At 41.4% G+C, this 25,986-nt stretch carries 16 protein-coding genes; 4 read left to right on the plus strand and 12 right to left on the minus strand.

Going from position 1 to position 25,986, the window contains the following annotated elements; translation table 11 throughout:
- Positions 1-345: 345 nt before the first annotated feature.
- The gene (gene clpB / locus ACYZZR_RS06165) at positions 346-2,952 is read left to right on the plus strand and encodes an ATP-dependent chaperone ClpB (RefSeq protein ID WP_461533121.1); all 2,607 of its coding nucleotides are present in this window, start codon (positions 346-348) and stop codon (positions 2,950-2,952) included.
- A gap of 57 nt (positions 2,953-3,009) precedes the next feature.
- Here the strand turns inward: clpB and ACYZZR_RS06170 are convergent, their stop codons facing one another.
- Positions 3,010-4,287, minus strand: coding sequence for a tetratricopeptide repeat protein (locus ACYZZR_RS06170; RefSeq protein ID WP_461533122.1), 1,278 nt, complete (start codon positions 4,285-4,287; stop codon positions 3,010-3,012).
- Positions 4,288-4,371: 84 nt separating this feature from the next.
- On the minus strand, positions 4,372-6,891 hold the full coding sequence (gene gyrA, locus ACYZZR_RS06175; RefSeq protein WP_461533123.1) for a DNA gyrase subunit A: 2,520 nt from the start codon (positions 6,889-6,891) through the stop codon (positions 4,372-4,374).
- Positions 6,892-7,388: 497 nt separating this feature from the next.
- On the opposite strand from gyrA, the gene ACYZZR_RS06180 reads away from it, so the two are divergent.
- Positions 7,389-9,941 (plus strand): ATP-dependent Clp protease ATP-binding subunit, encoded by a 2,553-nt coding sequence (locus ACYZZR_RS06180; protein ID WP_461533124.1) that lies wholly within the window; start codon positions 7,389-7,391, stop codon positions 9,939-9,941.
- A 190-nt stretch (positions 9,942-10,131) separates the two neighbouring features.
- On the opposite strand, the gene ACYZZR_RS06185 is transcribed toward ACYZZR_RS06180, so the two are convergent.
- From ACYZZR_RS06185 to ACYZZR_RS06220, 8 genes are all read right to left on the minus strand, one after another.
- Positions 10,132-11,256, minus strand: coding sequence for an ABC transporter permease (locus ACYZZR_RS06185; protein WP_461533125.1), 1,125 nt, complete (start codon positions 11,254-11,256; stop codon positions 10,132-10,134).
- Positions 11,253-12,359: an ABC transporter permease gene (locus ACYZZR_RS06190; RefSeq protein WP_461533126.1), complete on the minus strand. Its 1,107-nt coding sequence runs from the start codon at positions 12,357-12,359 to the stop codon at positions 11,253-11,255. The genes ACYZZR_RS06185 and ACYZZR_RS06190 overlap by 4 nt, the downstream gene beginning before the upstream one ends.
- Before the next feature lie 10 nt (positions 12,360-12,369).
- Positions 12,370-13,113 (minus strand): ABC transporter ATP-binding protein, encoded by a 744-nt coding sequence (locus tag ACYZZR_RS06195; protein ID WP_461533127.1) that lies wholly within the window; start codon positions 13,111-13,113, stop codon positions 12,370-12,372.
- On the minus strand, positions 13,103-14,104 hold the full coding sequence (locus ACYZZR_RS06200; RefSeq protein WP_461533128.1) for an ABC transporter ATP-binding protein: 1,002 nt from the start codon (positions 14,102-14,104) through the stop codon (positions 13,103-13,105). The genes ACYZZR_RS06195 and ACYZZR_RS06200 overlap by 11 nt, the downstream gene beginning before the upstream one ends.
- 165 nt (positions 14,105-14,269) lie before the next feature.
- Positions 14,270-15,460 (minus strand): MFS transporter, encoded by a 1,191-nt coding sequence (locus ACYZZR_RS06205; protein ID WP_461533129.1) that lies wholly within the window; start codon positions 15,458-15,460, stop codon positions 14,270-14,272.
- Between the two features lie 43 nt (positions 15,461-15,503).
- Complete coding sequence (locus ACYZZR_RS06210; protein ID WP_461533130.1) at positions 15,504-16,454, minus strand: HlyD family secretion protein; 951 nt, start codon at positions 16,452-16,454, stop codon at positions 15,504-15,506.
- Positions 16,455-16,470: 16 nt separating this feature from the next.
- Entirely contained in the window at positions 16,471-17,751 is a 1,281-nt protein-coding gene (locus ACYZZR_RS06215; RefSeq protein ID WP_461533131.1) for a TolC family protein, read from the minus strand.
- Between the two features lie 51 nt (positions 17,752-17,802).
- Positions 17,803-18,435: a TetR/AcrR family transcriptional regulator gene (locus ACYZZR_RS06220; RefSeq protein WP_461533132.1), complete on the minus strand. Its 633-nt coding sequence runs from the start codon at positions 18,433-18,435 to the stop codon at positions 17,803-17,805.
- Between the two features lie 232 nt (positions 18,436-18,667).
- On the opposite strand from ACYZZR_RS06220, the gene rimK reads away from it, so the two are divergent.
- A complete protein-coding gene (rimK, locus tag ACYZZR_RS06225) occupies positions 18,668-20,047 on the plus strand; it encodes a 30S ribosomal protein S6--L-glutamate ligase (protein ID WP_461533133.1) in 1,380 nt (459 codons plus the stop codon).
- Positions 20,048-20,110: 63 nt separating this feature from the next.
- On the opposite strand, the gene hutH is transcribed toward rimK, so the two are convergent.
- Both hutH and ACYZZR_RS06235 read right to left on the minus strand, forming a co-directional pair.
- Positions 20,111-21,622 (minus strand): histidine ammonia-lyase, encoded by a 1,512-nt coding sequence (hutH, locus tag ACYZZR_RS06230; RefSeq protein WP_461533134.1) that lies wholly within the window; start codon positions 21,620-21,622, stop codon positions 20,111-20,113.
- 64 nt (positions 21,623-21,686) lie between these two features.
- On the minus strand, positions 21,687-23,231 hold the full coding sequence (locus ACYZZR_RS06235) for an NAD(P)H-hydrate dehydratase (protein ID WP_461533135.1): 1,545 nt from the start codon (positions 23,229-23,231) through the stop codon (positions 21,687-21,689).
- A gap of 303 nt (positions 23,232-23,534) precedes the next feature.
- Here ACYZZR_RS06235 and thrA point away from each other — a divergent pair, with 303 nt between their 5' ends.
- Positions 23,535-25,982, plus strand: a complete 2,448-nt coding sequence (gene thrA / locus ACYZZR_RS06240; RefSeq protein WP_461533136.1) for a bifunctional aspartate kinase/homoserine dehydrogenase I — start codon at positions 23,535-23,537, stop codon at positions 25,980-25,982.
- Positions 25,983-25,986 lie beyond the last annotated feature (4 nt).

Raw genomic sequence — 25,986 nt, forward strand, 5'->3', positions numbered from 1 at the left:
CAGTGATTTACATATAATTTTCAAGTGAACGGACTTCAATTCATGAACTTGTAATTCAAAATTCAAAAGTGCGTTTTGGACATTCTAGAGTGTGATATTTGTTGGTTTTTAAACATCTTTTAATTTTATGGGACACTAGTGATTCTATTTCTCAAACAAAAATACAATATTAAACGATGACATGCTCCTAAGCTCAATGGAAAAACAACAACCTAACAAATAACGACAAAATGACACATTTTCTTTTTAAATAAATGACATTATGGCAGTTGAATAGCATTGGAACGAGAATTGACTACTCCAAATTCCGAAACAACAATTGATTAAAAACATAAAAAAGTATATATGAACTTGAACAATTTCACCATAAAAACCCAAGAGGCTATCCAACGGGCTCAACAAATAGCTCAGGGATATGATCATCAGCAAATAGAAAACGAACACATCTTTAAGGCCATATTTGAAGTAGACCAAAACGTACTTCCTTTTTTACTAAAAAAACTGCAGGTAAATATAGGTTTGCTACAACAGATTCTGGACAATACCCTAAATAGTTTTCCAAAGGTAGACGGCGGTGAATTAATGCTGTCGAGAGATGCCGGAGGTACTTTGAACGAAGCCAGTATTATAGCCAGAAAGATGGACGATGAATACGTCTCTGTAGAGCATCTCATCCTAGCGGTATTCAAATCGAAGAGTAAGATTGCCCAGATTTTAAAAGATCAAGGTGTGACAGAAAAAGGATTACGAGCAGCCATAGACGAATTGAGAAAGGGAGAAAAAGTCATTTCGGCAAGTGCAGAAGACAACTACAACGCACTGGACAAATACGCTATCAACCTCAATCAACTCGCCAACAATGGCAAGCTAGATCCTGTGATAGGTCGTGACGAAGAAATACGAAGGGTACTGCAGATACTTTCGAGGCGAACCAAAAACAACCCTATGTTGGTCGGCGAGCCTGGAGTAGGTAAAACGGCTATTGCCGAAGGAATAGCACATCGTATTATACAGGGAGATATCCCAGAAAACCTTAAGGATAAGGAAATCCGTTCGCTAGATATGGGTGCTCTTATTGCAGGAGCAAAATACAAAGGTGAATTTGAGGAAAGGCTTAAATCCGTTATTAAAGAAGTTACCTCCTCGGATGGTAGAATTGTACTCTTTATCGATGAGATACACACCCTTGTAGGTGCCGGAGGCGGTGAAGGGGCTATGGATGCAGCCAATATCCTCAAACCAGCACTGGCACGGGGAGAACTCAGAGCCATAGGAGCCACTACCTTAGACGAATATCAGAAGTACTTTGAAAAGGACAAGGCTTTAGAGCGTAGATTCCAGAAAGTATTGGTCGACGAACCCGATACTGAAAGTGCTATTTCCATACTCCGCGGAATCAAAGAAAAATACGAAACCCACCACAAAGTGAGGATCAAAGACGAGGCTATTATAGCTGCAGTAGAACTGTCACAACGCTATATCACAAATCGTTTTTTGCCCGACAAGGCGATAGATTTGGTAGATGAAGCGGCCTCTAAACTGCGAATGGAAATCAATTCTAAACCAGAAGAACTGGATGTACTCGACAGGAAGATTATGCAGTTGGAAATAGAGATCGAGGCCATAAAACGGGAAGATGATCAGGACAAACTGAAATCTCTAAATGCCGATTTAGCCAATCTCAAGGAAGAACGCAACGAGATCTATGCCAAATGGCAAAGTGAAAAAGAGGTGGTAGATCGTGTTCAGAACACCAAAGAAGCTATAGAAAACTACAAACTCGAAGCCGAGAAAGCCGAACGAGAAGGTGACTATGGAAAGGTAGCTGAGATTAGATATGGAAAAATAAAGGAAGCTCAAGAGAAGCTCGATGCCTTACAACTGCAGCTGGAACAACAGCAACAAGGAGGAAGTTCTCTGATTAAAGAAGAGGTGACCAACGAAGATATCGCCGAGGTAGTGGCCAAGTGGACCGGGATTCCCGTAACCAAAATGCTACAGACTGATCGGGAAAAATTGTTGATGCTGGAAGAAGAGCTTCACAAGCGTGTCGTGGGACAAGAAGAGGCTATACAGGCAGTGTCGGACGCTATAAGACGAAGTCGAGCTGGATTACAAGATCAAAAGCGTCCCATTGGTTCTTTCCTTTTCTTGGGAACTACAGGAGTGGGAAAAACAGAATTGGCCAAGGCCTTGGCCGACTACCTGTTTAACGACGAATCGGCCATTACTCGTATCGATATGAGCGAATATCAAGAACGGCATTCAGTGAGCAGATTAGTAGGTGCTCCTCCGGGTTATGTAGGTTATGATGAAGGTGGACAACTCACTGAGGCGGTGAGGCGAAAACCCTACTCTGTAGTGTTGCTGGATGAGATTGAAAAGGCACATCCCGACACCTTTAACTTGCTGTTACAAGTGCTTGATGAAGGAAGGCTTACCGACAATAAGGGAAGGCTTGCCGATTTTAAAAACACCATCATCATTATGACCAGCAACCTCGGAAGCCAAATCATACAGGAAAAATTTGAAGGTTCTCAAGATATACATACTGCAACAGAAGCCGCAAAAGTAGAAGTTCTCGGATTGCTAAAACAAACCATAAGACCGGAATTTTTAAACCGGATAGACGACATTATCATGTTTAGCCCGCTCACAGAAGCTAACATTAAGGAAATTGTAGAGTTACAACTCAAAAATGTCACGAAAATGGTTGCCAAACAGCATATTGTATTCGATGCTACACAAGAAGCTGTTTCCTATCTAGCTCGCAAAGGCTACGATCCTCAATTTGGTGCCCGTCCGGTGAAAAGAGTAATTCAGAGAGATGTGTTGAACGAACTTTCAAAGGAAATACTAGCTGGTAAGATCACTACAGATAGTATTATACTCTTAGATGAATTTGACGACCAATTGGTGTTCAGAAATCAGCATAGTGAAAGCGAAAAATAAGGACAAAAAAAAGCGGGGTTTTTTCACCCCGCTTTTTTAGTATCTCTTCGACAATAACTATTGCTCTAAGCCGTCTAGTTTAGTCTTTAACTCCTTGTATTTGCCATCCTCACCTATTGAACCGTAAATATTCATCAAGGTTTTGGTAGCATCATAACTCTTAGGATTCAACTCTAGAATCTTTTCCAAATAAGGGATAGCTTCTTTGTAAAGATCTTCGCGTTTCTTTTTTAACTCGTCGTAACGCTTGTTGTCGGCCTGTGAAGTACCCAAGCTGTTCATCTCATCTACAATCGATACTTCATCGCCCAATATCACCGAAGCCATATTCATATAGCTAGCTTCGTATGTATCGTCGAGTTCGATAGACTTTTCGTAATACTCTCTGGCCTTTTGCGTATCTCCTTGTTCGGCAGTAATAACCCCGAGGTTGTAATAAAGCATAGGGTTATTCGGATCCTTTTCAATGGCCTCCTCCATAATATCTTTAAACTTGTCTTTCTGATCGAGTTTAATGTAAAGGTTAGCTTCGGTCATCAGTAAATTAACGTCTTCAGGATCTACTTTTCTTGCCTCCTTCACGGCTTCTATTGCCTTTTCATTATCTCCTTTATCAGCGTAAATCAAGGCGATATTTTTAACGATCTCAGGGAAACGAGACTCTGTTTTCTCATCCTGAGGATTACTGTATGTTCCCGCTTTTACCATAAGATCTCTCTGTTCTTTCGGCAATTCTTCACGCTCGCCAGTATCCTTATTGGTCGCGTAGTATTTTACAGTTTCTCCTGTATACTTCAATTCCTTGAGCTTTTCATAGTACTCCAAGGCAGTGTCGAAATCCCTTCCATTAACAGCACTAGAGGCTGCATAGTAAAGGTAGTCTTGGTTGTTGGTATCCAACTGATAAGCCATATACAACTTTTTGGCAGCATCGGCATAAGCCTCGTTTTTGTTGTCTTCAACAGCCGAATTGACAAGGTCAACTGAAATCGTCTGTATGAGCTGTGAAGCTTCAGCAGTATACTTTTTGGAAGATCCCTTTTCTACATCGATAAGCTTATTAAAGGCATCTACAGCATTTTGGTAGGAAGATTCTACATTTTCCCCGTTTTTGGCCTGAGAATAATTCAACTTTCCTTCCAAGTAGTAATAGTGTGCCTTACTGCGATCGTCGGCAGATGCAATTGTACCTTCTATGCTCTGCAGTGCAGACTTCGCTTCGGCAAGACTCCCATTTTTCAACGCTTTTTCCGCATCCCTAAGCTCTTTCTTCTGAGCGATAGACAAAGAAGAAATCAACAGTGCAGCGGAAAAGATAAAAATCTTTTTCTTCATGAGTTTTGTGTTAAATAAATTTCTTTTTAATTAAACCTTCAAAAACGGTGTGAGATTAGGTTTTATTTCTAATTTTTAACAAAGTTAATTATTTGTCTCCACATTTTCATCACCCGAAGTATCAATATCATCCACATCTTCCTCCTCTTTCATCACCTTGGCCACTGCAGCGATGGAATCTTTTCCTTTAATATTGATAAGACGAACACCCTGTGTAGCTCTTCCCATAACGCGAAGATCACTAACTTTAAGTCGTATGGCTATTCCCGATTTATTAATAATCATCAGGTCGTCTGTGTCAGATACACTCCTTATGGCTACTAATTTACCTGTTTTTTCTGTAATGGAAATAGTTTTTACACCTTTACCACCTCTATTGGTAATTCGATATATTGGAGTACCATCTTCCGGATCGTCGATAAAGGTACGCTTTCCATAACCGTTTTCTGAGACGACCAGCACGCTCTCCTCCTGCGGATTGTTTATGGTAATCATACCTACTACCTCATCGGAATCGTCTGCGAGAGTAATTCCTCTCACTCCCGAAGCATTTCTTCCCATAGGACGGGTTTTCTCCTCTTCAAAGCGGACTGCCTTACCCGATTTTACGGCCAGCATAACTTGGCTATTTCCGGTAGTTAACCTTGCTTCTAACAGTTCGTCGTCTTCGCGAATGGTAATGGCATTGATACCGTTTTGTCTCGGACGAGAATACTGTTCAAGAGAAGTTTTCTTAACCACTCCCCTCTTAGTGGCCATAATTACATAGTGACTGTTGATGTACTCTTCGTCTTTCAAGTCTTTAGTACATATAAAGGCTTTTACCTTGTCGTCCTGCTCTATGTTTATAAGATTTTGTATAGCCCTTCCTTTAGAAGTACGCGTTCCTTCGGGAATTTCATAAACCCTCAGCCAGAAACATTTTCCCTTTTGGGTAAAGAAGAGCATATACTGGTGATTAGTTCCCACAAAAAGGTGTTCTAAGAAATCCTCATTTCTAGTAGTAGAAGCCTTCTGTCCTACTCCTCCCCTGTTTTGTGTCTTGTATTCTGTAAGAGGGGTTCTCTTGATATATCCGGCATGAGATATGGTGATTACCACCTGTTCATCCGGAATCATATCTTCTATACTGAAGTCTCCTCCTGCATATTCTATAGTAGACCTTCTCTCATCTCCGTATTTGTCTTTGATCTCCTGAAGTTCTTCTTTTATAATTTCCATCCTGCGCTCTTTTCTAGCCAGAATATCCTTCAGCTCTTCAATCAATTTCTTGATATCTTCATATTCAGCTCTCAGTTTGTCCTGTTCCAATCCGGTGAGCTGTCTCAATCTCATTTCAACAATTGCACGAGCCTGAATCTCGGAAAGAGAAAAACGCTCGATAAGTTTTTCCCTGGCTTCATCGGCATTGCTGGAAGCACGGATTAAGGCAATCACCTCGTCTATATTGTCTGAAGCGATGATCAATCCTTCCAAGATATGCGCTCTTTCTTCGGCTTTCTTGAGCTCATATGTGGTACGACGAACTACAACCTCATGGCGGTGCTCGACAAAGTGGTAAATCATGTCTTTGAGGTTAAGCAACTGAGGCTTACCATTGACCAGCGCAATATTATTCACGCTGAAAGATGACTGCAAGGAAGTGTATTTATACAGCGTATTCAATACTATATTAGGTATAGCATCGCGCTTGAGTACATAAACGATACGCATCCCTTTTCTATCCGATTCGTCTCGTATATTAGAAATTCCCTCCAGCTTTTTCTCGTTGACCAGTTCAGCGGTCTTCTTAATCATTTCGGCCTTGTTCACCTGATACGGAATCTCGGTAACCACGATACATTCTCGTCCTTGTACCTCCTCTATCTGGGCTTTCGCACGTATTACTACCCGTCCCTTTCCAGTTTTAAAGGCCTCGCGAACTCCGTCATAACCATAAATGACTCCGCCTGTTGGGAAATCTGGAGCCTTGACATACTGTATGAGTTCATCGATCTCAATATCGTTGTTGTCAATATACGCTATAGTACCATCTACTACTTCACTTAAATTGTGTGGTGGCATATTGGTAGCCATACCGACTGCAATTCCCGCAGCTCCGTTTACCAAGAGGTTCGGAACCCTTGTTGGCAATACTGTAGGCTCTCTTAGTGTATCGTCAAAATTGAGTCGGTGATCTACGGTATCCTTATCGATATCTGCCAGCAATTCTTCAGATATCTTGCGCATTCTAGCTTCGGTATAACGCATCGCCGCAGGCGGATCGCCGTCTACAGAACCAAAGTTTCCCTGTCCGTCTACAAGCATATAGCGCAAACTCCACTCCTGTGCCATCCTCACCATAGTATCGTAGACTGACGAATCTCCATGAGGGTGGTATTTACCCAATACCTCTCCTACTATCCTTGCAGATTTTTTATAAGATCTGTTGCTAAGTACCCCTAACTCGTACATCCCGAATAAAACCCTACGGTGAACAGGCTTGAGCCCGTCCCTTACATCGGGTAGTGCACGTGACACAATGACCGACATCGAATAATCGATGTAAGCCGACTTCATCTCATCCTCAATATTGATAGGGATCAGCTTTTCTCCTTCTGCCATATCAAAAAAATTAATTAATCATGTTAATTTTCAAATCGAGCCAATATACGCATTTTATTAGCTTTGGCCGTATTTGGCCTCAGGCTTTTTTAAGTATTTTATCAACATTAGAATAATCAAATAGCAAACGCTTATTCCCTCTGATTTCCAGAAACTTTCTCAATCGGACAATACGTCAGTCTCTACTGTCGTATGGTGTGGCATCGCTGTTGTTGGAAAGTTTCGCAGCGTTTCATCGAAATACTGAAGCCATTAATGGGAGAATAAGCCCGACAAATCAGTACAACAAGACCTACAAGCACTAATCGGTACTCCCTTTGTAAAGCCGTTGATAAATTGCCCTAGAAAAATTTTTGTTTTTCAGAGATTTTTCGTCTATTAGCAATACGGGCACTTCAAAAGGTACGGTTTTTGTAAATAGCACCGTAGTTTTATTTTTAATCCAAATTCCCGGCCACTATATGGCTTATTGGGAGAATATCGAAAGGAGATAAATCATGGATGACAATTTTTCACCAAGAGTAAAAGATGTAATTGCTTATAGCAAAGAAGAGGCGCTGCGTCTCGGACACGATTTTATAGGTACGGAACATCTTATGTTGGGACTATTGAGAGACGGAAGTGGTAAAGCGATCAATATACTCAGTTCTATGGAAATCGATCTGGATATGTTGCGAAGAAAAGTGGAAATACTGAGTCCGGCTAATTCCAGCACCTCATTGACCGCCAATAGCAAAAAGAACTTACACCTCACCAGACAAGCGGAGCGAGCGCTTAAAACGACTTTTCTGGAGGCAAAACTCTTTCAGAGCACCTCTATAAATACCGCACACCTTTTGCTGTGTATTTTGAGAAATGAAAACGACCCTACCACAAAGTTGCTGAACAAGCTAAAAGTGGATTACGACAGGGTTAAAGATCAATTCAAATTTATGAGTGCAAGCGAAGATGAATACATCGACCTCCCTACGGCAGAATCCTATTCAGATGAGTCGGGATCTTCAGAAGAATCGTCGAGAGACAATCCCTTCAACAATCCGACAGGGAGCAAACCCGGTAAGAAATCTAAGACACCTGTACTGGACAATTTTGGTCGCGACCTGACTCAATTGGCAGAAGAGGGAAAACTCGACCCTGTGGTAGGACGAGAAAAGGAAATCGAAAGGGTATCTCAAATCCTCAGTAGGAGAAAGAAAAACAACCCCTTGCTAGTAGGAGAACCTGGAGTGGGTAAAAGTGCTATTGCTGAAGGACTTGCGCTCAGAATTATAAAGAAGAAAGTATCGAGAATACTGTACAACAAGAGAGTAGTAACTCTCGACCTCGCCTCGCTCGTTGCCGGAACCAAATACAGAGGGCAGTTTGAGGAACGGATGAAAGCAGTGATGAACGAGTTGGAAAAAAACGACGACATCATCCTCTTCATCGATGAGATTCACACCATAGTAGGTGCCGGAGGTGCTACGGGTAGTCTCGACGCATCGAATATGTTTAAACCCGCCCTGGCTCGTGGAGAGATACAATGTGTTGGAGCTACTACACTAGACGAATACAGACAGTATATAGAGAAAGACGGAGCATTGGAAAGGCGGTTTCAAAAGGTAATTGTGGAACCTACCAGTGTGGAAGAAACTATCGAAATCCTACACAATATCAAGGAAAAATACGAGGAGCACCACAATGTAGATTATACCGACGAGGCTATCGAAGCCTGTGTAAAACTCACCAATAGGTATATGACCGATCGATATCTCCCGGACAAGGCTATAGACGCCCTCGACGAGGCGGGATCGCGAGTTCACATTACCAAAATGGAGGTGCCTAAACAAATCCTAGAATTGGAAAAACAACTGGAAGACGTAAGGGTGCTTAAAAACTCGGTAGTTAAAAAACAGAAGTACGAGGAAGCTGCCAAACTCAGGGACGACGAAAAACGACTGGAAAAAGAACTCGCTACCGCCCAAGAAAAATGGGAAGAAGAGAGCAAACTTCACCGGGAAGTAGTCACCGAAGAAAGCGTAGCCGACGTAGTTTCCATGATGAGTGGAATCCCCGTAAACCGCATTGCTCAGGCCGAGAGCAGCAAACTGGCACAACTGCCGGAACGCATCAAAGGCAAGGTAATTGGGCAGGACGAAGCGGTAGACAAAGTGGCCAAGGCCATTCAGCGAAACCGAGCCGGACTCAAAGACCCTAACAAACCTATAGGCTCATTTATATTTCTCGGACAAACCGGTGTTGGTAAAACACAACTCGCGAAAATACTCGCTAGAGAATTGTTCGACTCTGAAGATTCTCTGATACGGATCGATATGAGTGAATACATGGAAAAATTTGCCATATCTAGACTTATAGGAGCACCTCCCGGATACGTAGGTTATGAAGAAGGTGGACAGCTCACCGAAAAAGTGCGCAGAAAACCCTATGCCGTAATATTGCTAGACGAGGTAGAAAAAGCGCACCCTGATGTGTTTAATATGCTGCTACAAGTATTAGACGACGGTTTCCTCACCGACAGTCTCGGTAGAAAAGTAGATTTTAGAAACACCATTATTATAATGACCTCCAATATTGGAGCCAGACAGATTAAAGATTTCGGACAAGGGGTTGGTTTCGGAACTTCTGCGAGAAAGGCACAAGCCGACGAGCACCAGAAAAGCGTAATCGAAAATGCTCTGAAAAAGGCGTTTGCACCCGAATTCTTGAACCGTATCGACGACGTCATTGTATTTAACCCCTTGGAAAAAGAGGATATACACAAAATCATCGATATCGAACTGGAAAAACTCTATCAACGCATCAGCGATATCGGATACAAATTGGAACTCAGTGACAGTGCCAAAGATTATATCGCTGAAAAAGGCTTCGACAAGCAATACGGAGCAAGACCTTTGAAAAGGGCTATTCAGAAATATATTGAAGACAGCCTTGCCGAAGAGATTATCAACTCCAAAGTGTCGGAAGGCGACAGCATCTTTATGGATCTGGATTCAGACAGAGACGAACTCACTGTAGTCATTAAAAAGGCTGAAGAACCTACCAAGAGCTGATCGTAGAAATTAATCTCAAGCAATTTCTCAAAGAGGCTGCCAGAAACGGTAGCCTCTTTTTGTTTCTTAGTTTGAGATAAGTAACTGTACGTTCTTCGTTTAAGAAAAATATGTGACTTCGGCTTTAATCGTTTACGCTTAGGAACTATTTTGTCACCGTGCATTGCTCCTTTTCAAATAAAAAAATGAACTAGGTCGTTTTTCTGTAATTCCAAATGGCAAAACCATTTAAGGCTATGGCAAATAATGCCAAGTAAACTAATTCCCTCTTTAACTGTGCAAATTCAGCTCCTTTCAAAACAATTAGTCGGACAACCTTTATAAAATGAGTAACTGGTGTGAGGTTGGATACAGCAATTGCCCAATCCGGCATACTGTCAGTACTGGTAAAGAAACCACTCATCAGCATAAATATCATCATAAAGAAAAAGGCGATGAACATCGCTTGCAATTGAGTATCGGCAAAGGTTGAAATCAATAATCCGAAACCTAACAAAGCGATTAGATAAACTGCACCAAATGTATAGAGTATCAACAAACCGCCCTGTGGAGAAATACTGTAAACCAAATACATAACCAGGAGTCCGAGTGTAAATACGATCATACCGATCAGCCAAAAAGGGATAAGTTTTCCCAAAATAAACTGCCACTTCTGAATAGGTGTTACATTGATTTGCTCAATGGTTCCTATTTCCTTTTCCCTCACAATATTCAAGGCGGTAATAAAACCTCCTATCAGTGTTAACAACAGCACTAAAATGCCCGGAACCATATAATATTTGTATTCCGCTCTCGGGTTGTACCAATTGATGTTTTTTACCGAAATTTTTGCCCGTGGTACCGCTGTTTTACCATTGGGCGACTTTATGTTTACGTCAAGATTACGGTTGAATTCGGCAATAACTTGCATTAGATATACACTGCCTAAAGAAGATTTTGTACCGTTGATGGCGTCGACGGAAAGGTTTACTTTCTGGTATTTTTCACGCACCAGATTTCTTTCAAATCCGGATGGTATTTCGAGTACTAAATCGGCAGTACCATACTCAATCATTTCCAGTGCTTCTCCGTACGAACTACTATTTCCAAGCATTTTAAAATAGCCAGATGAGGCAATTTTATCAGCCAATTCTTTGGAATAACTACTGTGGTCGTGGTCTACATAGGCCACATTTACATTTTTTACTTCAAAATTGGCCGCCAAAGGCAATATAACTAACTGCATAATCGGCATGGCAAACATCATTGCCAATATGGTTTTGTCCCTCAAAATCTGACGGAATTCTTTCTGTAAAATAAAGCCTAATGTCTTCATTGCAAGCGGTTTTTAAAATTCTTTAATGCAATAAATAACAACACTGTGGACATTCCCACTAATACGAGGGTTTCTTTCCAAACGTAACTAAATCCAAGTCCTTTGAGCATTACGCCTTTCATAATGGCATAATAGTATTTTGACGGCAGTATATTGGAAATCCATTGAAAAATTTTTGGCATATTTTCCAAGGGAAACATAAAGCCTGTAAGTAGCATGGTTGGCAACATCATTCCCATCATTGAAATTAGCATAGCTGTTTGTTGCGAATTGGTTACATTGGATATGAGTAATCCGAGTGAAAGACAAGTGATGATAAACAGTGTGCTTTCCACAAAAAGTAAGGGAAGACTTCCCCATATTTCCACGTCGAGAAAGAATACCGAAAGCAATAAAATAATGATAAAATCAATCAATGAAAGCACCAAATAAGGTATTGCCTTGGCTAGCAGCACCAATACAGGCTTGAAGGGCGATACCAATAATATTTCTAAAGTCCCCATTTCTTTTTCCCTGACAACCGAAACCGATGTCAATGCCGTACTGACAATCATGAATATCAACGCAATAACACCCGGAATAAAATTGAGTGAGCCGTTCTGTTCTTCATTGTACAATTGTCTTATTTCAGGAATGATTTGGTAAGACAGTTGTGTATTGGGATTTAGTTCTCCTTGATAATTTCTGACAATGACATTCAAGTAATTGGCTACTGTGGTTGCGGTGTTGGGGTCGGACGCGTCGGCTATAACTTGTATCTGTGCGCCTTCTGCCTTGTATAGCTTAGAACCAAAATTTGCTGGAAACAAGACAGCACATTTTATTTCACCTGTTTTAAAGTGCTCTTCTATTTCTTTGTAATTCAGCTCATCTTCTTTTATCTCAAATTGGGCACTCGACCGTATTTTGGCAATAATCTGTTCCGATTGCACATCGCGGGCATTATCCATCACGGCAACACCAATATTCTTGACCTCGCTGCTCAATGCCAAACCAAAAAGTACGATTTGCACAATGGGCATCCCAAAGAGTATCAACAGTGTGCGTTTGTCCCGGAATACATGATAAAATTCTTTGCGTACAAATGCTAATAATTGTTTCATTGTTCTACTTTTAGCTATCGGCTCTTTTTGCTCCTCTTGCCAATTGGTAAAACACATTGTCCATAGTGTCAGTTTGAAACTTATTTTTCAAATTTGTGGGACTGTCCAATGCTTCCACACGTCCGTCTACCATTACACTAATACGGTCGCAATACTCGGCTTCGTCCATATAGTGTGTGGTGACAAAAACGGTAATTCCACTTTCTGCAGCTTGATAAATCATATCCCAAAACTGCCGCCTAGTCACAGGATCAACACCGCCTGTGGGTTCGTCCAAAAAAACAATTTTAGGACGGTGGAAAATAGCCACCGAAAAAGCTAGTTTTTGTTTCCAACCCAAAGGCAATTCACCTACCAGTTTTTTAGCTTCTTTTTCCAACCCCAATGTGCTAATCAATTCGTCGCTCCGGATTTTTATGTCCACTCTAGAAACGCCGTACACCCCACCGTAAAACACGATATTTTCCAATATGGTCAGATTGTCGTAAAGTGAAAACTTCTGACTCATATAACCGATATTTTTCTTGATCTGTTCCTGTTGTTTGTACACGTCAAATCCAGCTACGGTAGCTTCTCCTGATGTCGGAAAAGACAAGCCGCAAAGAATACGCATGGCCGTTGTTTTTCCCGCTCCGTTTGCTCCTAGAAACCCGAAAATTTCGCCCTGCTCCACATCAAAAGTAACACGGTCTACCGCTTTGAAATCTCCAAACTGTTTTGTCAAATTTTTACAGCTAATCGCTTTATTTTCCATCGGCTTTTTCTTTTGTGTTTTCCTTTACATTGTCTTCGTTCATCAGGCGGATAAAACTGTCTTCAATCGTCGGTCCTATCCGTTTCACTTCCAATCCATTTACAGTATCTTTTCCAGCAATCTGTTTGATACTATCGATGTCTGAAGTAGCTGTTTTCACGGTCAGATGAAGATATTCACCAAACGGATAACAGCTTTCCACTTCGTCAGCCGAACGCAAATCCTGTAAGAGGGTGTAAATATTATCGGCCTTAGCGGCAAATAGTGGTTTTGGAAAACTTTTTACGATATTATCTGGTGTATCAATAGACATTATACTTCCGTTCTGAATCAAAGCAATACGGTCACAAAGCGTAGCTTCGTCCATATAAGGAGTAGAAACGACTATCGTAATACCCTGCTTTTTGAGCCTATCCAACATTTCCCAAAACTCTTTCCGAGAAACTACATCTACACCAGTGGTCGGTTCGTCCAAAAACAGTACTGTAGGTTTATGGATTAAAGCGCAACAAAGTGCCAACTTCTGCTTCATTCCACCCGAAAGTTTCCCAGCTCGGCGATTGTTGAAAGGTTTTATCTGGTCGTAAATATCTTTAATCAACTCGTAATTGTCTTCAATGCTCGTTCCGAAAACCGTAGCGAAGAACCTCAGATTTTCCTCAACGGTCAAATCCTGATACAAGGAGAATTTACCAGGCATATACCCGACCATATTTCGAATTTCCCTATAATCGTTTGCAACATCCAACCCCTCTACCCTAGCGGTCCCGCTGTCTGCGAGTAACAAGGTTGTGAGGATGCGAAAAATAGAAGTTTTTCCTGCCCCATCGGGACCGATTAAACCAAACAATTCTCCTTTTTGCACGTCAAAGGAAACGGCATTCACGGCTTTGACTTCGCCTTTGTTGTAGGTTTTGACGATATTTTTACATATAACGGACAACTGAGAGTTGGCAGCTGACAAATGAGAATTATGTACTTCGTTTTTCATTTTTACATCCCTAATTAATGTTGTTTTCAATTGACGATTGAAAATTCTTTTTTCGTTGTCCAACTCAATTACATTCTCAACAGTTCACTATTTCACGTCAATCTCTTTCGATCTTACCTTATACATTCTCTTTGCTACGAAGTCCCTATCAATTGAGAAGACTAACTAGTTTTCACTTAATTTAATGCGACTACAAAAAATCAAATGAACGATTAAAGCTAGAACGCCCATTGTTGCGCCCACTGCACAAACACCCCCCCACTCTGCGTAATTCCATGCGACAGAAGCTGCCCAAGTTCCCAGAGACCCACCGATAAAATACGCGACCATATAAACAGTGTTCAGGCGATTGACTGCATCGGACTTAATTAAGAAATAATTGGTTTGATTCATAATATGACTCGATTGCACCCCTAAATCAATGAGGATTACCCCTGCAATCAGTCCCCAATAGGTTTCACCTGCAAAATATGTAAATGCCCAACTTCCAAAAAGGATGATGAGTGAATAGGTAATAATCTCGTTCAAGTCTAAAAAGTTTTGCAGTTTTCCAACCTTTGCTGCGGCTAAAGCACCGACTGCACCCGCCAATCCGAAACTACCGACAATGGAAGAACCAACATTAAAAGGCGGGTTTTCCATGTGAAAAACCAAAGTGGTAAACAAGGCACACATCGAACCAAAAGCCATTGCACCGCGAAAAGAAGCCAATCGCAAAACGGGTTGTGTTTTGGCAAGATGCCAAACCGAATACATCAGCTTGCCGTAGGTTCCTTTAAAATTGGGTTTGAGTTCCGGCAACATCTTGTACACCGCTATCCAAACCAAAATCATCAATCCGGCAGCGATGCCGAACATCGTGCGCCAACCCCAGATTTCACCGACAATACCGCCGATAAATCTCGACAACAAAATTCCCAAAAGCAATCCCGACATCACAATTCCAATATTCGTCGATTTCTCTTTATCTGAAGACAATTGAGCCGCAATCGGCACGAATAATTGCGGAATAACGGAGGTTGCCCCTATGAGCAAACTCGCTGCGTACAACATCCACAATTCTCGCCCAAAAGTCATCCAAACCAAAGAGAGAAAAACGAATACGAGGTCGATGAGAATTAAGTTTTTTCGTAGAAATTTATCGCCTAAAGGAACGATTAGTAATAAGCCTGCGGCATACCCCAATTGTGTAAGCATCGAAATTTTGCTGGCTGCACTTTCTGTAACTCGTAAATCCCTGCCTATGAGCCCCAACAAAGGTTGATTATAATAATTATTGGCAACGACCAATCCGGAAATGGTAGACATCAACCAAACAACAGTTCGGGAAAGTTTTCCTGTGGAATTCATTTTCATAAAGAGCTTTTTGCCTGTAAAAATACTTAATTAAGCTTGTCCGTTATCTCAAGTCTATTGTCCTGCTAAAAAGAACCTCTCCATACATACCTATTTTTAAATAGCCGTCATTCACAACATTTACTTTTATAGCGTACACCAGGTTGGCTCTTTCGTCTTTGGTCTGAATAGACTTAGGTGTAAATTCCGATTTGTTGGAAATCCAAGTGATATATCCGGAATATTCTTTATAACTATCTTTACCATTGTCAATACGGACTGTAACTTCTTGTCCCAATTTTATCTGTGGCAATTGTGTTCCGGTGACATAGGCTTTCAAATCAAGCGTTTCTGTATTGGCTATTTTATACAATGGTTTTCCCACCACCTGCATTTCGCCTGGTAAGGCGTAGTTCACCAATACTGTTCCAGTAATAGGATTGATAATTTTTCCTTTATCTATTTGCTCCTGAAGCTGTGCTACCGCTCTTTCCAGCGGAACTTTCTCGCTCAGAATGCTTCGGTTCTGGGTGTTGGTATTGTAAATATTCAATTTTAATTGTTGCTCGGTAACGGCTATCTGTTTTTTCAATTGGTCAATGCTCGCGTTGATATCGTCCAACTGTTTGCGCGTGGCGGCATCTGCTTTTACCAAATTTTCGGTTCGCAACTTTTCTCTTAATTGTTGTGTCAATTGTGATTTTTGTACATCCAACTGCCTACGTACCAATTCGATTTGGTCGCTTGGGGCACTGGTTTTTTCATTCAATGCGGCAATGCTGGCTTCGGTTTGTTCCTTTTGGAGTTCTATTAGTCTAACATCAATTTGCCCCACCTTGTCGCCTGTTTTAAGCAGCTTGCCTTCTTTCACTTCGTAGGAAAGTAACACTCCGTTTTGCTGTGACGAAACTATGACTTCGTCTGCCTCAAAGTTTCCGGAAGCATCGTAATCGCTTTCATTGGTACAGGCATTTAGAAGTACTACAACCGAAATAATTATTACCGATATTTTCATTTCCCAAGGTTTATTATTAATTACCTGATTTGAATTTTAAATTGTACTGTGACTGCAACAACTGTATCTGATGAAGAATTAGTCTTTGTTTAGCTGCAGTTTCGTTATTGACTTTCTGAAGGTATTCGTGGGTGGTAATGACACCGTTTTCTAATTGAGCTGAGGCTGATTGGGTCACAGCTTCTCTCAACGCAATTGTCTTGTTGTCTCGTTCAATCATTTCTGTGTATTTCTGTATGTTTTCATCTTGCTGGACAATTTCCATTCTCAAGTTACGGACAAAAGTTTCTTTATCGGTATCAGCTATTTGACTATTTACATCGTAAATATCACGTTGATTTTTTAGAGTGTAAAAACTGCCAAGCGACCAATTCAAACGGATACCTGTGATATACCAAGTTCCAAAATCATTGGAAATAGGATTGAGTGTCGGACGCCCGTAAGCCCCCTGAAAAAAGGCTTTTACAGTTGGCAAATAGCTAGACTGCAATTTTCTTTCCTTGACTTCATATTTTTTCTTCTGCAATTCAAATAATTGAAGTTCGGGGCGGTTGATCTCCCGAGAAATAAGCATAGGTTTAGGTTTTACTAGCTCGGAGGAAGAAACCACTTCTCTCCCTATAAAAATGGAAAGCATCTTCAAAAAAGCAGAACGATTTCCTTCATAATCTATATTGATAGATTTCGTATTTTCAATTTCGGCTTTGATTTCGTTTAAGTCGCTGGCATAAGCCGTTCCATATTTATAAGAAGCCTCTGCCTTTTCGAGTTGGTTTTGAAGACTAGCTATTTTCAACGTATTGAGTTCCAACTGTGCATCTATCATGAAAATCGAAAAGAAAATGGAATTGATACGGTCGTTTATTGCATACAATTCTACCTCCACATTTTGTTTTTGTAATTCAGCATTGGTTTTGGTTATTTCGTTTTGGGATTTGGTATTTCCTCCGTCAAAAATCAACTGCTCGATCTCTCCGGAAATACGATATTGGTCCTTGCTGAATTCAGGTGGTGTAAATTCCATAGATGACGAAACTCCTCCAAGTAAATCGGCATATTCGACTACCTGAGATTGATAGCTTGCCTGTCCTGCGATATTAAACTGTGGCAAGAACTTTTTGTTGGTATTTCGTACGGTGTAACTTGCCGATTTGGCAACTAAATCCATCTTTTTAAGCGCGGGATAATTTTCCCTTGCCAAGCGATAGCACTCTTCCAAAGTGAGCCCAGATTGCGCATAGGCAAAGCTGAAGGCTGTGACCCAAATTACAAAAACTAAAAACACCTTGTTAATCATACTATTTATTATTTAGTTTTAATCATTTGATTAAATTAAGCGTAAAAAATTTTATTCTGTTTTTATCATGGCTTTCACCCAAATCGGAATCAGTTTTTTTCTCTCCTGCATCAACAGATTAAATTCGGGTGTTTTCAAATCGTTAATTGCCATAAGCATAGGTTTGGCAATGAAGGGAAAAATAATCAACCCCAACAAGTTCATTAAAAAGTGAAGTGGATTTGGCTCTGTGATTTTTCCGAGTTCAACGGCTTCTCGATGCTGCTCAAAAAATATCGAATTGGCGATGATTTCTCTTACGGGTAGCTTTTTCAGCAATTCTTCGGGATTATTTCGAACCTCAGTAAGGATAAAGGTTGGTATTTCAGGTTCTTCTAGTATAAAATCAATGTAGTTACGAGCAAGTGCTTCAATTTTTTGTTCCAAGTTTGTCTCTTTGTCATTGAGAACAACTTTTATAGTTTTAACAAAACGCGTCAATGCTTCTACGATAATAATATCGAATAATTTTTGCTTGCTTCGGAAATAATAATTGAGCAAAGCCAAATTAATATTCGCCTCTTCAGCTATATCCCTCGTTCTTGTCGCCGCAAAGCCTTTTTTATAAAATACCACACGAGCCGCTTCTTTTATCCTTTCTTCTGTAGAGCTATCCGATTGCATTGTTTCTTTTGTCCTTGACATTTTAAACTTTTGAAAGTTTCTTTTCCGACAAAAATATAAATAAAAATCAATTTAATCAAATATATTAATCGTTTGATTAAAACAATTACATACTGATCAACTTCATTACAAGTAATTTTCATCTTCATAAGCTTTACATATTTTTACCAAAATTTAATTTTATATTTATAACATAATGTAGTTAATTTGTTTTTGAAAGATATAGTATCTTTTAATAGCACAAAACGAGTAGATGGCTGATCATAAAATTGTAGTAGGCAGTGAAGAGTGGGTTGGACTTACCCAACTCAATATTCCTGCGATTAAAGTTCGCGTAGATAGTGGAGCAAAAACTTCCGCTCTTCACGCGATGAATATAAATCCCTTTCAGCGCAATAATGAGACTTGGGTAAATTTTGATGTATTTCCCATTCAACACAATGGCAAGAAACACATCAGCTGCGAGGCAAAGGTTATAGACCGCAGAATTATAAAAAGTTCGACAGGAACCCGTGAAAACCGTTACGTGATAAAAACGGCTTTGCACATCAACGGATCTTCATGGGATATAGAGCTTACCCTGACCAATAGAGACAGTATGGGCTACCGTATGCTGTTGGGTCGGGAGGCCATGATGGGTAGAATGCTCGTAGATCCTGAAAGCAGCTTTCTCTTGGGAAATTTCTCTGACGAGGATGTAAACAGCAAATACCTGTTAAAACAAGAAAACCGCAATGGTCTGAAAATAGGCCTACTCGCCAGTAATCCGGATTTGTACAGCAACCGGCGTATCATTGAAGCGGGGGAATTGTTGGGCCACGATATCCAGTTTTTTAACATCAGACAGTGCTATATGAAACTGGACGCTCAAACACCGGAAATACACTATCGGGGAGGTAAAATACTAAACGATTTGGACGCGGTAATCCCTAGGATCAAGCCTTCGATGACTTTCTACGGCTGCACCCTCACCCGGCAGTTTGAAGCCCTCAATATATTCTGTCTGAACAGTGCTGCGGCTATCAGTCAATCGAGAAACAAACTCTTCTCTCTACAATTGCTGCTCAACAACGGAATAGACATACCCACTACCGGTTTTGCAAACTCGCCTTTAGAAACCAGCGACCTCATAAAAATGGTAGGTGGTTCTCCTCTCATTATCAAGTTATTAGAAGGAACACAAGGTAAAGGGGTAGTTCTCGCAGAGACTAAAAAAGCTGCTGAGAGTGTTATAAATGCTTTTAAAAGCCTGAATGCCAACATACTGGTACAAGAATTTATCAAAGAGGCTGACGGCAAGGATATTCGCTGCTTCGTGATAGACGGCAAGGTGGTCGCCGCTATGCAGCGCGAAGCTCCTCCTGGTGAATTTCGCGCCAATATGCACCTCGGAGGAACGGCTTCACTCATCAAAGTAACAGCGGCCGAGAAGAAAATGGCCATAAAAGCTGCTAAGGCTATGAAATTACAGGTAGCCGGAGTAGATATCATACGTTCTTCCAAAGGCCCTTTACTTCTAGAAGTCAATTCGTCACCAGGCCTGGAGGGAATAGAAGCCGCAACCGAAAAGGACGTGGCAACACTGATGATTAAAGCTATCGAAAAGCACGTCAAATTCTCTTCAAAGCTATAGACTAGCTCACAGTGTTTATGGAGTAATACAATTGTTCGAGAATTCAAAAAATTTCAAAGCCTGTCAATCCAACAACATTTCTGCAGTAATCTCGTAATCTTTTAGAAAACGGATTGCTGCAGTAATATCTTCGTGAAGTATGCGATCTTGAGCAATAAAGGGGACTACCTCTCTGAACTTTTCCAAAACGGCTTCCAGAAAGGGGGAAGTTCGCTCCGGTTTTCGAAATGCTAGAGCTTGAGAGGCATTTAGTAATTCTATAGCTAGTACACGCTCTGTGTTGTCTAATAGCTTCAAGCATTTAGTCGCGGCATTAGCTCCCATACTCACATGGTCTTCTTGTCCATTCGACGACACTATGCTATCTGTACTCGCCGGAACTGTGAGTTGTTTGTTCTGACTCACGATACTGGCAGCGGTGTACTGAGGAATCATAAGTCCGGAATTGAGTCCAGGGTCATTGACCAGAAATACGGGCAACCCTCTCAGTCCGGAAATGAGTTGATAAGTTCTCCGCTCCGAAATATTTCCAATTTCCGCCATGGCTATACTCAAATAGTCTAAGGCTAGAGCAAGAGCTTGTCCGTGAAAATTTCCTCCCGAGATAATCTTGTCCTCCTCGACAAAAATATTGGGGTTATCGGTAACGGAATTGATCTCTGTCTTAAATGTCTTTCTCACAAAGCCAAGTGTATCTTTAGTCGCCCCGTGTACCTGAGGCATACAGCGAAAAGAATACGGGTCTTGTACATGCTTCTTTTCTCGCTTAATAAGAGTACTCCCTTCTAGAAAAAAACGTATGCGCTCGGCCGTTTTTATCTGTCCCCGATGTGGTCTGATAATGTGTATAGATTTGTCAAAAGGCTCTATCCTTCCGTCATAGGCTTCGAGCGACAAACTCCCAATAAGGTCGGCCAAATACGACAGTTTATAAGATTTTAATATAGCATACACGCCATAGGCACTCATAAACTGTGTCCCATTGAGCAGGGCAAGTCCTTCTTTAGACTGTAGCTTTACAGCCTCCCATCCCATATTTTCCAACACCTTAGCTGCAGCTGTAATCTCACCCTGATAATACACCTCACCTTTCCCGATGAGCGGCAGTGAAAGATGGGCCAAAGGTGCGAGATCTCCGGATGCTCCCAGAGATCCCTGGGTGTATACTACTGGAAGTATATCAAAATTGTAAAAATCGATTAGTCTGAGTACGGTAGACAACTGCGCCCCACTATGCCCGTATGACAACGACTGTACCTTGAGTAGCAACATCAACTTTACAATATCGATCGGCACTCTTTCTCCGGTGCCACAAGCGTGAGAAACCACCAGATTTTCCTGCAGGCGGTTGAGATGCTCTCCCGAAATTTTAATATTGTACAGCGAACCAAAACCGGTATTGATTCCGTAAACCGGTTCTCTCTGGCTCTTTAATTTAGCATCTAGATATTCGCGACACTTACTTATATTTTGTTTGGCTTCTTCTGAAAGCGCTATTTTTTTATTCTTTTGTACAATATCGTGCAGCTGTTCCATGCTGAGTACATCCGTACTGATATAGTGTGTATCTCTCATACTTATCTCGGTTAAAATCGATCAAAATTTACAGTATTCAAAGTTTTATTACGCTTCCACGCCCCTAGTTTTCAGCAGCTTTGGCAGGTGCTGCAGGCCTGGCGAAGAGATCGGTAAAGGCTGAGCCGACAAACTCTATCAAAGTCGTTGCAGTCAGTGCTTCATATCCCTTTTGAGAAGCTCCGATATCTCCGGCTCTTCCGTGCAGATACACCCCAAATATCGCTGCCTGTAATGGGGTATACCCCTGACTGATAAGCCCGGTAATTATTCCGGCCAATACATCTCCGCTCCCAGCTGTGGCCATACCCGGATTGCCCGTACTGTTTATAAAAATATTATCCCTGTTAAAAATAGCGGTATGGGCACCCTTAACAACAAGTACCAGCTTGTATTCCCGAGCAAAAGCCCTCGCTTTGTTTAGCTTGTCAAAATCGTCTTCCCACTCCCCTATTAGGCGTTGCAATTCGCCTTCATGTGGCGTTAATACCGTATCCTCCGGAAGGAAATTGAGGTATTCCCTTCGCGCTGCGATAATATTCAGTGCATCGGCATCCAACACCAGCGGAGCTTTGTTTTGCTTCAAAAATATCCCCAGGGCATCTGCAGTTGCCCGATGTGTTCCAAGCCCTGGCCCCAACCCTATCGCAGCAGGAGAAATATCGCTGTTTATCGCTGTGATATGATCTTCATTGGTGTCGGTAATGGTCATCACCTCTGGGACTAAGGTTTGGAGTACGGTATACCCACAGCGAGGGATATAAGCCGTGACCAATCCGGCCCCGGAATGTAGGCAGGCTTTGGCTGAGAGTCCGGCTGCTCCCATTTTCCCATAGCTTCCCGCTACTAGAAGGGCGTGCCCCATAGTACCCTTATGCGCGTATTTATCACGAAATCTATACATAGGTAAAACTTCCTGCTTACCTATAAGTGAAGCGAAGGGAACAGTGTTTTGCACGTATTCGGCATCGAGTTTTATATCCAATACTTCCCACGAATCTGTATACTTAGCGGTATCCGGAAGAAAAAAGATCAGTTTGGGAAACTGAAAACTAAGCGTGTGTCTCGCTTTTACTATTACAGCATCTTTGTCCGGACATCGCTCCATATACAGTCCTGAAGGAATATCAACGCTCAATACAAAGGCCTCCGAAGCATTGATGTGAGTCATAATAGCTTCTACCCACGCTTCCGGTCTTCTGTTGAGCCCTATGCCAAAAATAGCGTCGACCACGATATCGGAACTTCCTATCTCGGGGAATTCTTCTCCTTTTTTTCCACTAAAGTGCTCCGGCCAGTACTTCAAATTTTTTATCCGATCGAGATTTTCCAGAAACTCAGGGGAGCGCTTCTCCCCAAAATCGACGACATAGGCGTGTACATGATACCCACTCTCCATAAGGTGTCGCGCAACGACCAATCCGTCTCCCCCATTATTTCCAACACCACAAAACACGTGAATGGCGACGGGATTTCCTTTCAAGCTGCCATCCAGCCAAGCAAAGACACCTTCGCCCGCACGCTCCATCAATGCCAGGCTATCGATCTGTTGTTTTAAAATTGTCAATCTATCAGCCTCGCGTAGCTGTTGTGTAGAAAATATGATCATTATATACCGATTTAGGTGTATTATTAAAGATTCTGCAAAAGTTAAAAAAATGTTTGCATATAGATACAAAAGTACTACATTTGAAACGTCAATAATTCAATATTATGTCTGAAACTATCAACATAGCACCATCAACTTCTACCGGACGTCTTTCCGTACTTGGGCTTACTTCTTGTTTCGGCATTATTATTATCACCGGGATTACCCCTCTTGGGGTATAATTCTATTCATATAATCCGCTTGCTATTTGTCTGAATTTTGTTCAGACCCGAGACCATTATATCAACTCAAGCTTTTAAACCAATGAAAGTCTTAAAATTCGGAGGTTCCTCCGTGGCAGATGCCGAAAGTATAAAGTCAGTAAAAAACATCGTTGCCAACAAGGCAGTAAAAGACAAACAAGTTATTGTAATCTCTGCCTTTAAAGGCGTTACCGATTTGTTGCTACAAGCAGCAGAAAAGGCTTCTCTTCGCGATGAAGATTACTCTAAAATTTTCGCAGAGCTGGAAGAGCGCCATCTAAGTGTCGCACAACAACTACTTCCTATAGCCTCTCAAAGCAAAACCCTCAGCTATATAAAAAGGGAACTCAACAAACTCGAAACACTACTCGAAGGTGCATTTCTTATCGGAGAGATTACTCCTAAACTCTTAGACAGCATCCTTTCGTATGGCGAACAATTATCGTCTTATATCATAAACGAATATTTCACTGTAGAGGGGTTAAATACCATTCGCAAAGACAGTCGTTCGCTGATAATATCTGACGAACATTACGGAAGGGCTACCGTCGATTTCACTACGACCAATACGCTTTGCGACACTTATTTCGGTACCGTCACCTACGATATTGTGGTAGTTCCAGGGTTTACAGCCGCATCCGCTTCCGGAAACTCCACCACACTCGGAAGAGGGGGGTCCGACTATACTGCAGCGATTATAGCCGGTGCTATAAACGCTTCTGCACTGGAGATATGGACCGATGTAAGTGGAATGTATACCGCCGATCCTAAACTGGTAAAACAAGCTTTTACCATTCCTCATATCTCATATGAAGAGGCTATGGAACTCTCCCATTTCGGAGCAAAGGTACTGTATGCTCCAACGATACAACCAGTATTGCTCAAAGGCATTCCTATATACATCAAAAACACCTTTAAACCTGAACTAGAAGGGACTAGAATACAGAAAAACACCAATGGAGCCTCTCACCCTGTAAGAGGAATAAGTCATATAAACGATATAGCACTACTCTCTTTGGAAGGAAGTGGAATGGTAGGCGTATCTGGAATCTCCAAACGCTTCTTCGGAGTACTATCCGATTGCGATATCAATGTGGCTCTTATCACTCAGGCGTCATCAGAACATTCCATCTGCGTTGGTATCGCACAAAAGGAGGTCGAAAAAGCGGAAAAGGCGGTCAACAAAGCCTTCGAATACGAAATTGTATCGCGAAAACTGAACCCGGTTAGTGTAGAAAGTGATCTGGCGATAATAGCCCTTGTAGGAGACAATATGAAAAGTCATCAGGGATTGAGTGGAAAAATGTTCAGCGCTCTCGGTCAGAACAACGTAAATATTAGAGCCATCGCTCAGGGGGCTTCCGAACGCAATATCTCAGCGGTTATCAATAAATCTGATGTAAAAAAAGCGTTGAATACGCTACACGAGCGCTTTTTTGAAGACAACGTAAAACAGCTGAATATCTTTGTGATGGGAGTGGGTAATGTAGGAGAAAAATTTCTGCAACAAATTGAACACCAGAAAAAATATCTCAGAGAAAAACTAAAGCTAAACGTGCGAGTAGTGGCGTTGTCTAACTCGAGAAAAATGTATTTCGACGAAGGAGGTATCTCTCTCAAAAACTGGAAAGAGCTATTGGAACAAGGTGAAAAAGCCGACATAGATACCTTTTCAGAAAAAGTCAGATCGCTAAACCTTCGCAACAGTATTTTTGTGGATAATACGGCAAATGAAGTAGTCGCTTCAACCTACGCCAGGTATCTGGAAAACAGCATTGCGGTAGTAACCTGCAATAAGATAGCGAGTTCTTCGGGATATGAAAACTACTCCCTGCTCAAAGAACTATCCCGTAAATACAATGCTCCTTTCTTGTTTGAAACCAATGTAGGTGCGGGACTCCCCATTATAGACACCTTAAAAAACCTCATAGCATCAGGAGATAAAGTGCGCAAAATACAGGCTGTATTATCCGGTAGTCTCAATTTTGTATTCAACAATTTTGACGACAATACACCCTTTGACGAAGTGGTAAAACAAGCTCAACTTGAAGGCTATACTGAACCCGATCCTAAAATAGACTTAAGTGGTATAGATGTGATGCGAAAGATACTCATACTCGCTAGAGAAAGCGGCTATGCCTTGGATATTGAAGATATTGCCAACGAATCCTTCCTTCCCCAAGAAAGTCTGGATACCGAAAGCGTAGATGATTTTTACGATGCTCTGATAAAACATCGATCTCATTTCGACAAGATATACGAGCAAGCTGTTTCAAAAGGATGTCGCTTGAAATACGTAGCCTCATTTGAAGATGGGAAAGCTAGTGTAGGCTTACAACACATCCCTAAAGATCACCCCTTTTACAATCTAGAAGGAAAAGACAATATCGTACTGTTTTTCACCGAGAGGTACTGCGACCAACCCCTATTGGTAAAGGGCGCAGGGGCCGGTGCCGATGTCACTGCCTCTGGTATATTTGCAGATATCATTCGGGCGGGAAACTTTTAAATAG

It is taken from the genome of Sinomicrobium sp., from assembly GCA_029266035.1.
GTDB lineage: Bacteria > Bacteroidota > Bacteroidia > Flavobacteriales > Flavobacteriaceae > Sinomicrobium.

Coding starts and splice junctions, on each gene's coding strand:
- clpB (WP_461533121.1), top strand. CDS start 346: ATGAACTTGAACAATTTCACCATAAAAACCCAAGAGGCTATCCAACGG.
- ACYZZR_RS06190 (WP_461533126.1), bottom strand. CDS start 12,359: ATGAAACAATTATTAGCATTTGTACGCAAAGAATTTTATCATGTATTC.
- thrA (WP_461533136.1), top strand. CDS start 23,535: ATGAAAGTCTTAAAATTCGGAGGTTCCTCCGTGGCAGATGCCGAAAGT.
- gyrA (WP_461533123.1), bottom strand. CDS start 6,891: ATGGCAGAAGGAGAAAAGCTGATCCCTATCAATATTGAGGATGAGATG.
- ACYZZR_RS06215 (WP_461533131.1), bottom strand. CDS start 17,751: ATGATTAACAAGGTGTTTTTAGTTTTTGTAATTTGGGTCACAGCCTTC.
- ACYZZR_RS06235 (WP_461533135.1), bottom strand. CDS start 23,231: ATGATCATATTTTCTACACAACAGCTACGCGAGGCTGATAGATTGACA.
- hutH (WP_461533134.1), bottom strand. CDS start 21,622: ATGAGAGATACACACTATATCAGTACGGATGTACTCAGCATGGAACAG.
- ACYZZR_RS06210 (WP_461533130.1), bottom strand. CDS start 16,454: ATGAAAATATCGGTAATAATTATTTCGGTTGTAGTACTTCTAAATGCC.
- ACYZZR_RS06180 (WP_461533124.1), top strand. CDS start 7,389: ATGGATGACAATTTTTCACCAAGAGTAAAAGATGTAATTGCTTATAGC.
- ACYZZR_RS06200 (WP_461533128.1), bottom strand. CDS start 14,104: ATGAAAAACGAAGTACATAATTCTCATTTGTCAGCTGCCAACTCTCAG.
- ACYZZR_RS06205 (WP_461533129.1), bottom strand. CDS start 15,460: ATGAAAATGAATTCCACAGGAAAACTTTCCCGAACTGTTGTTTGGTTG.
- rimK (WP_461533133.1), top strand. CDS start 18,668: ATGGCTGATCATAAAATTGTAGTAGGCAGTGAAGAGTGGGTTGGACTT.
- ACYZZR_RS06185 (WP_461533125.1), bottom strand. CDS start 11,256: ATGAAGACATTAGGCTTTATTTTACAGAAAGAATTCCGTCAGATTTTG.
- ACYZZR_RS06170 (WP_461533122.1), bottom strand. CDS start 4,287: ATGAAGAAAAAGATTTTTATCTTTTCCGCTGCACTGTTGATTTCTTCT.
- ACYZZR_RS06195 (WP_461533127.1), bottom strand. CDS start 13,113: ATGGAAAATAAAGCGATTAGCTGTAAAAATTTGACAAAACAGTTTGGA.
- ACYZZR_RS06220 (WP_461533132.1), bottom strand. CDS start 18,435: ATGTCAAGGACAAAAGAAACAATGCAATCGGATAGCTCTACAGAAGAA.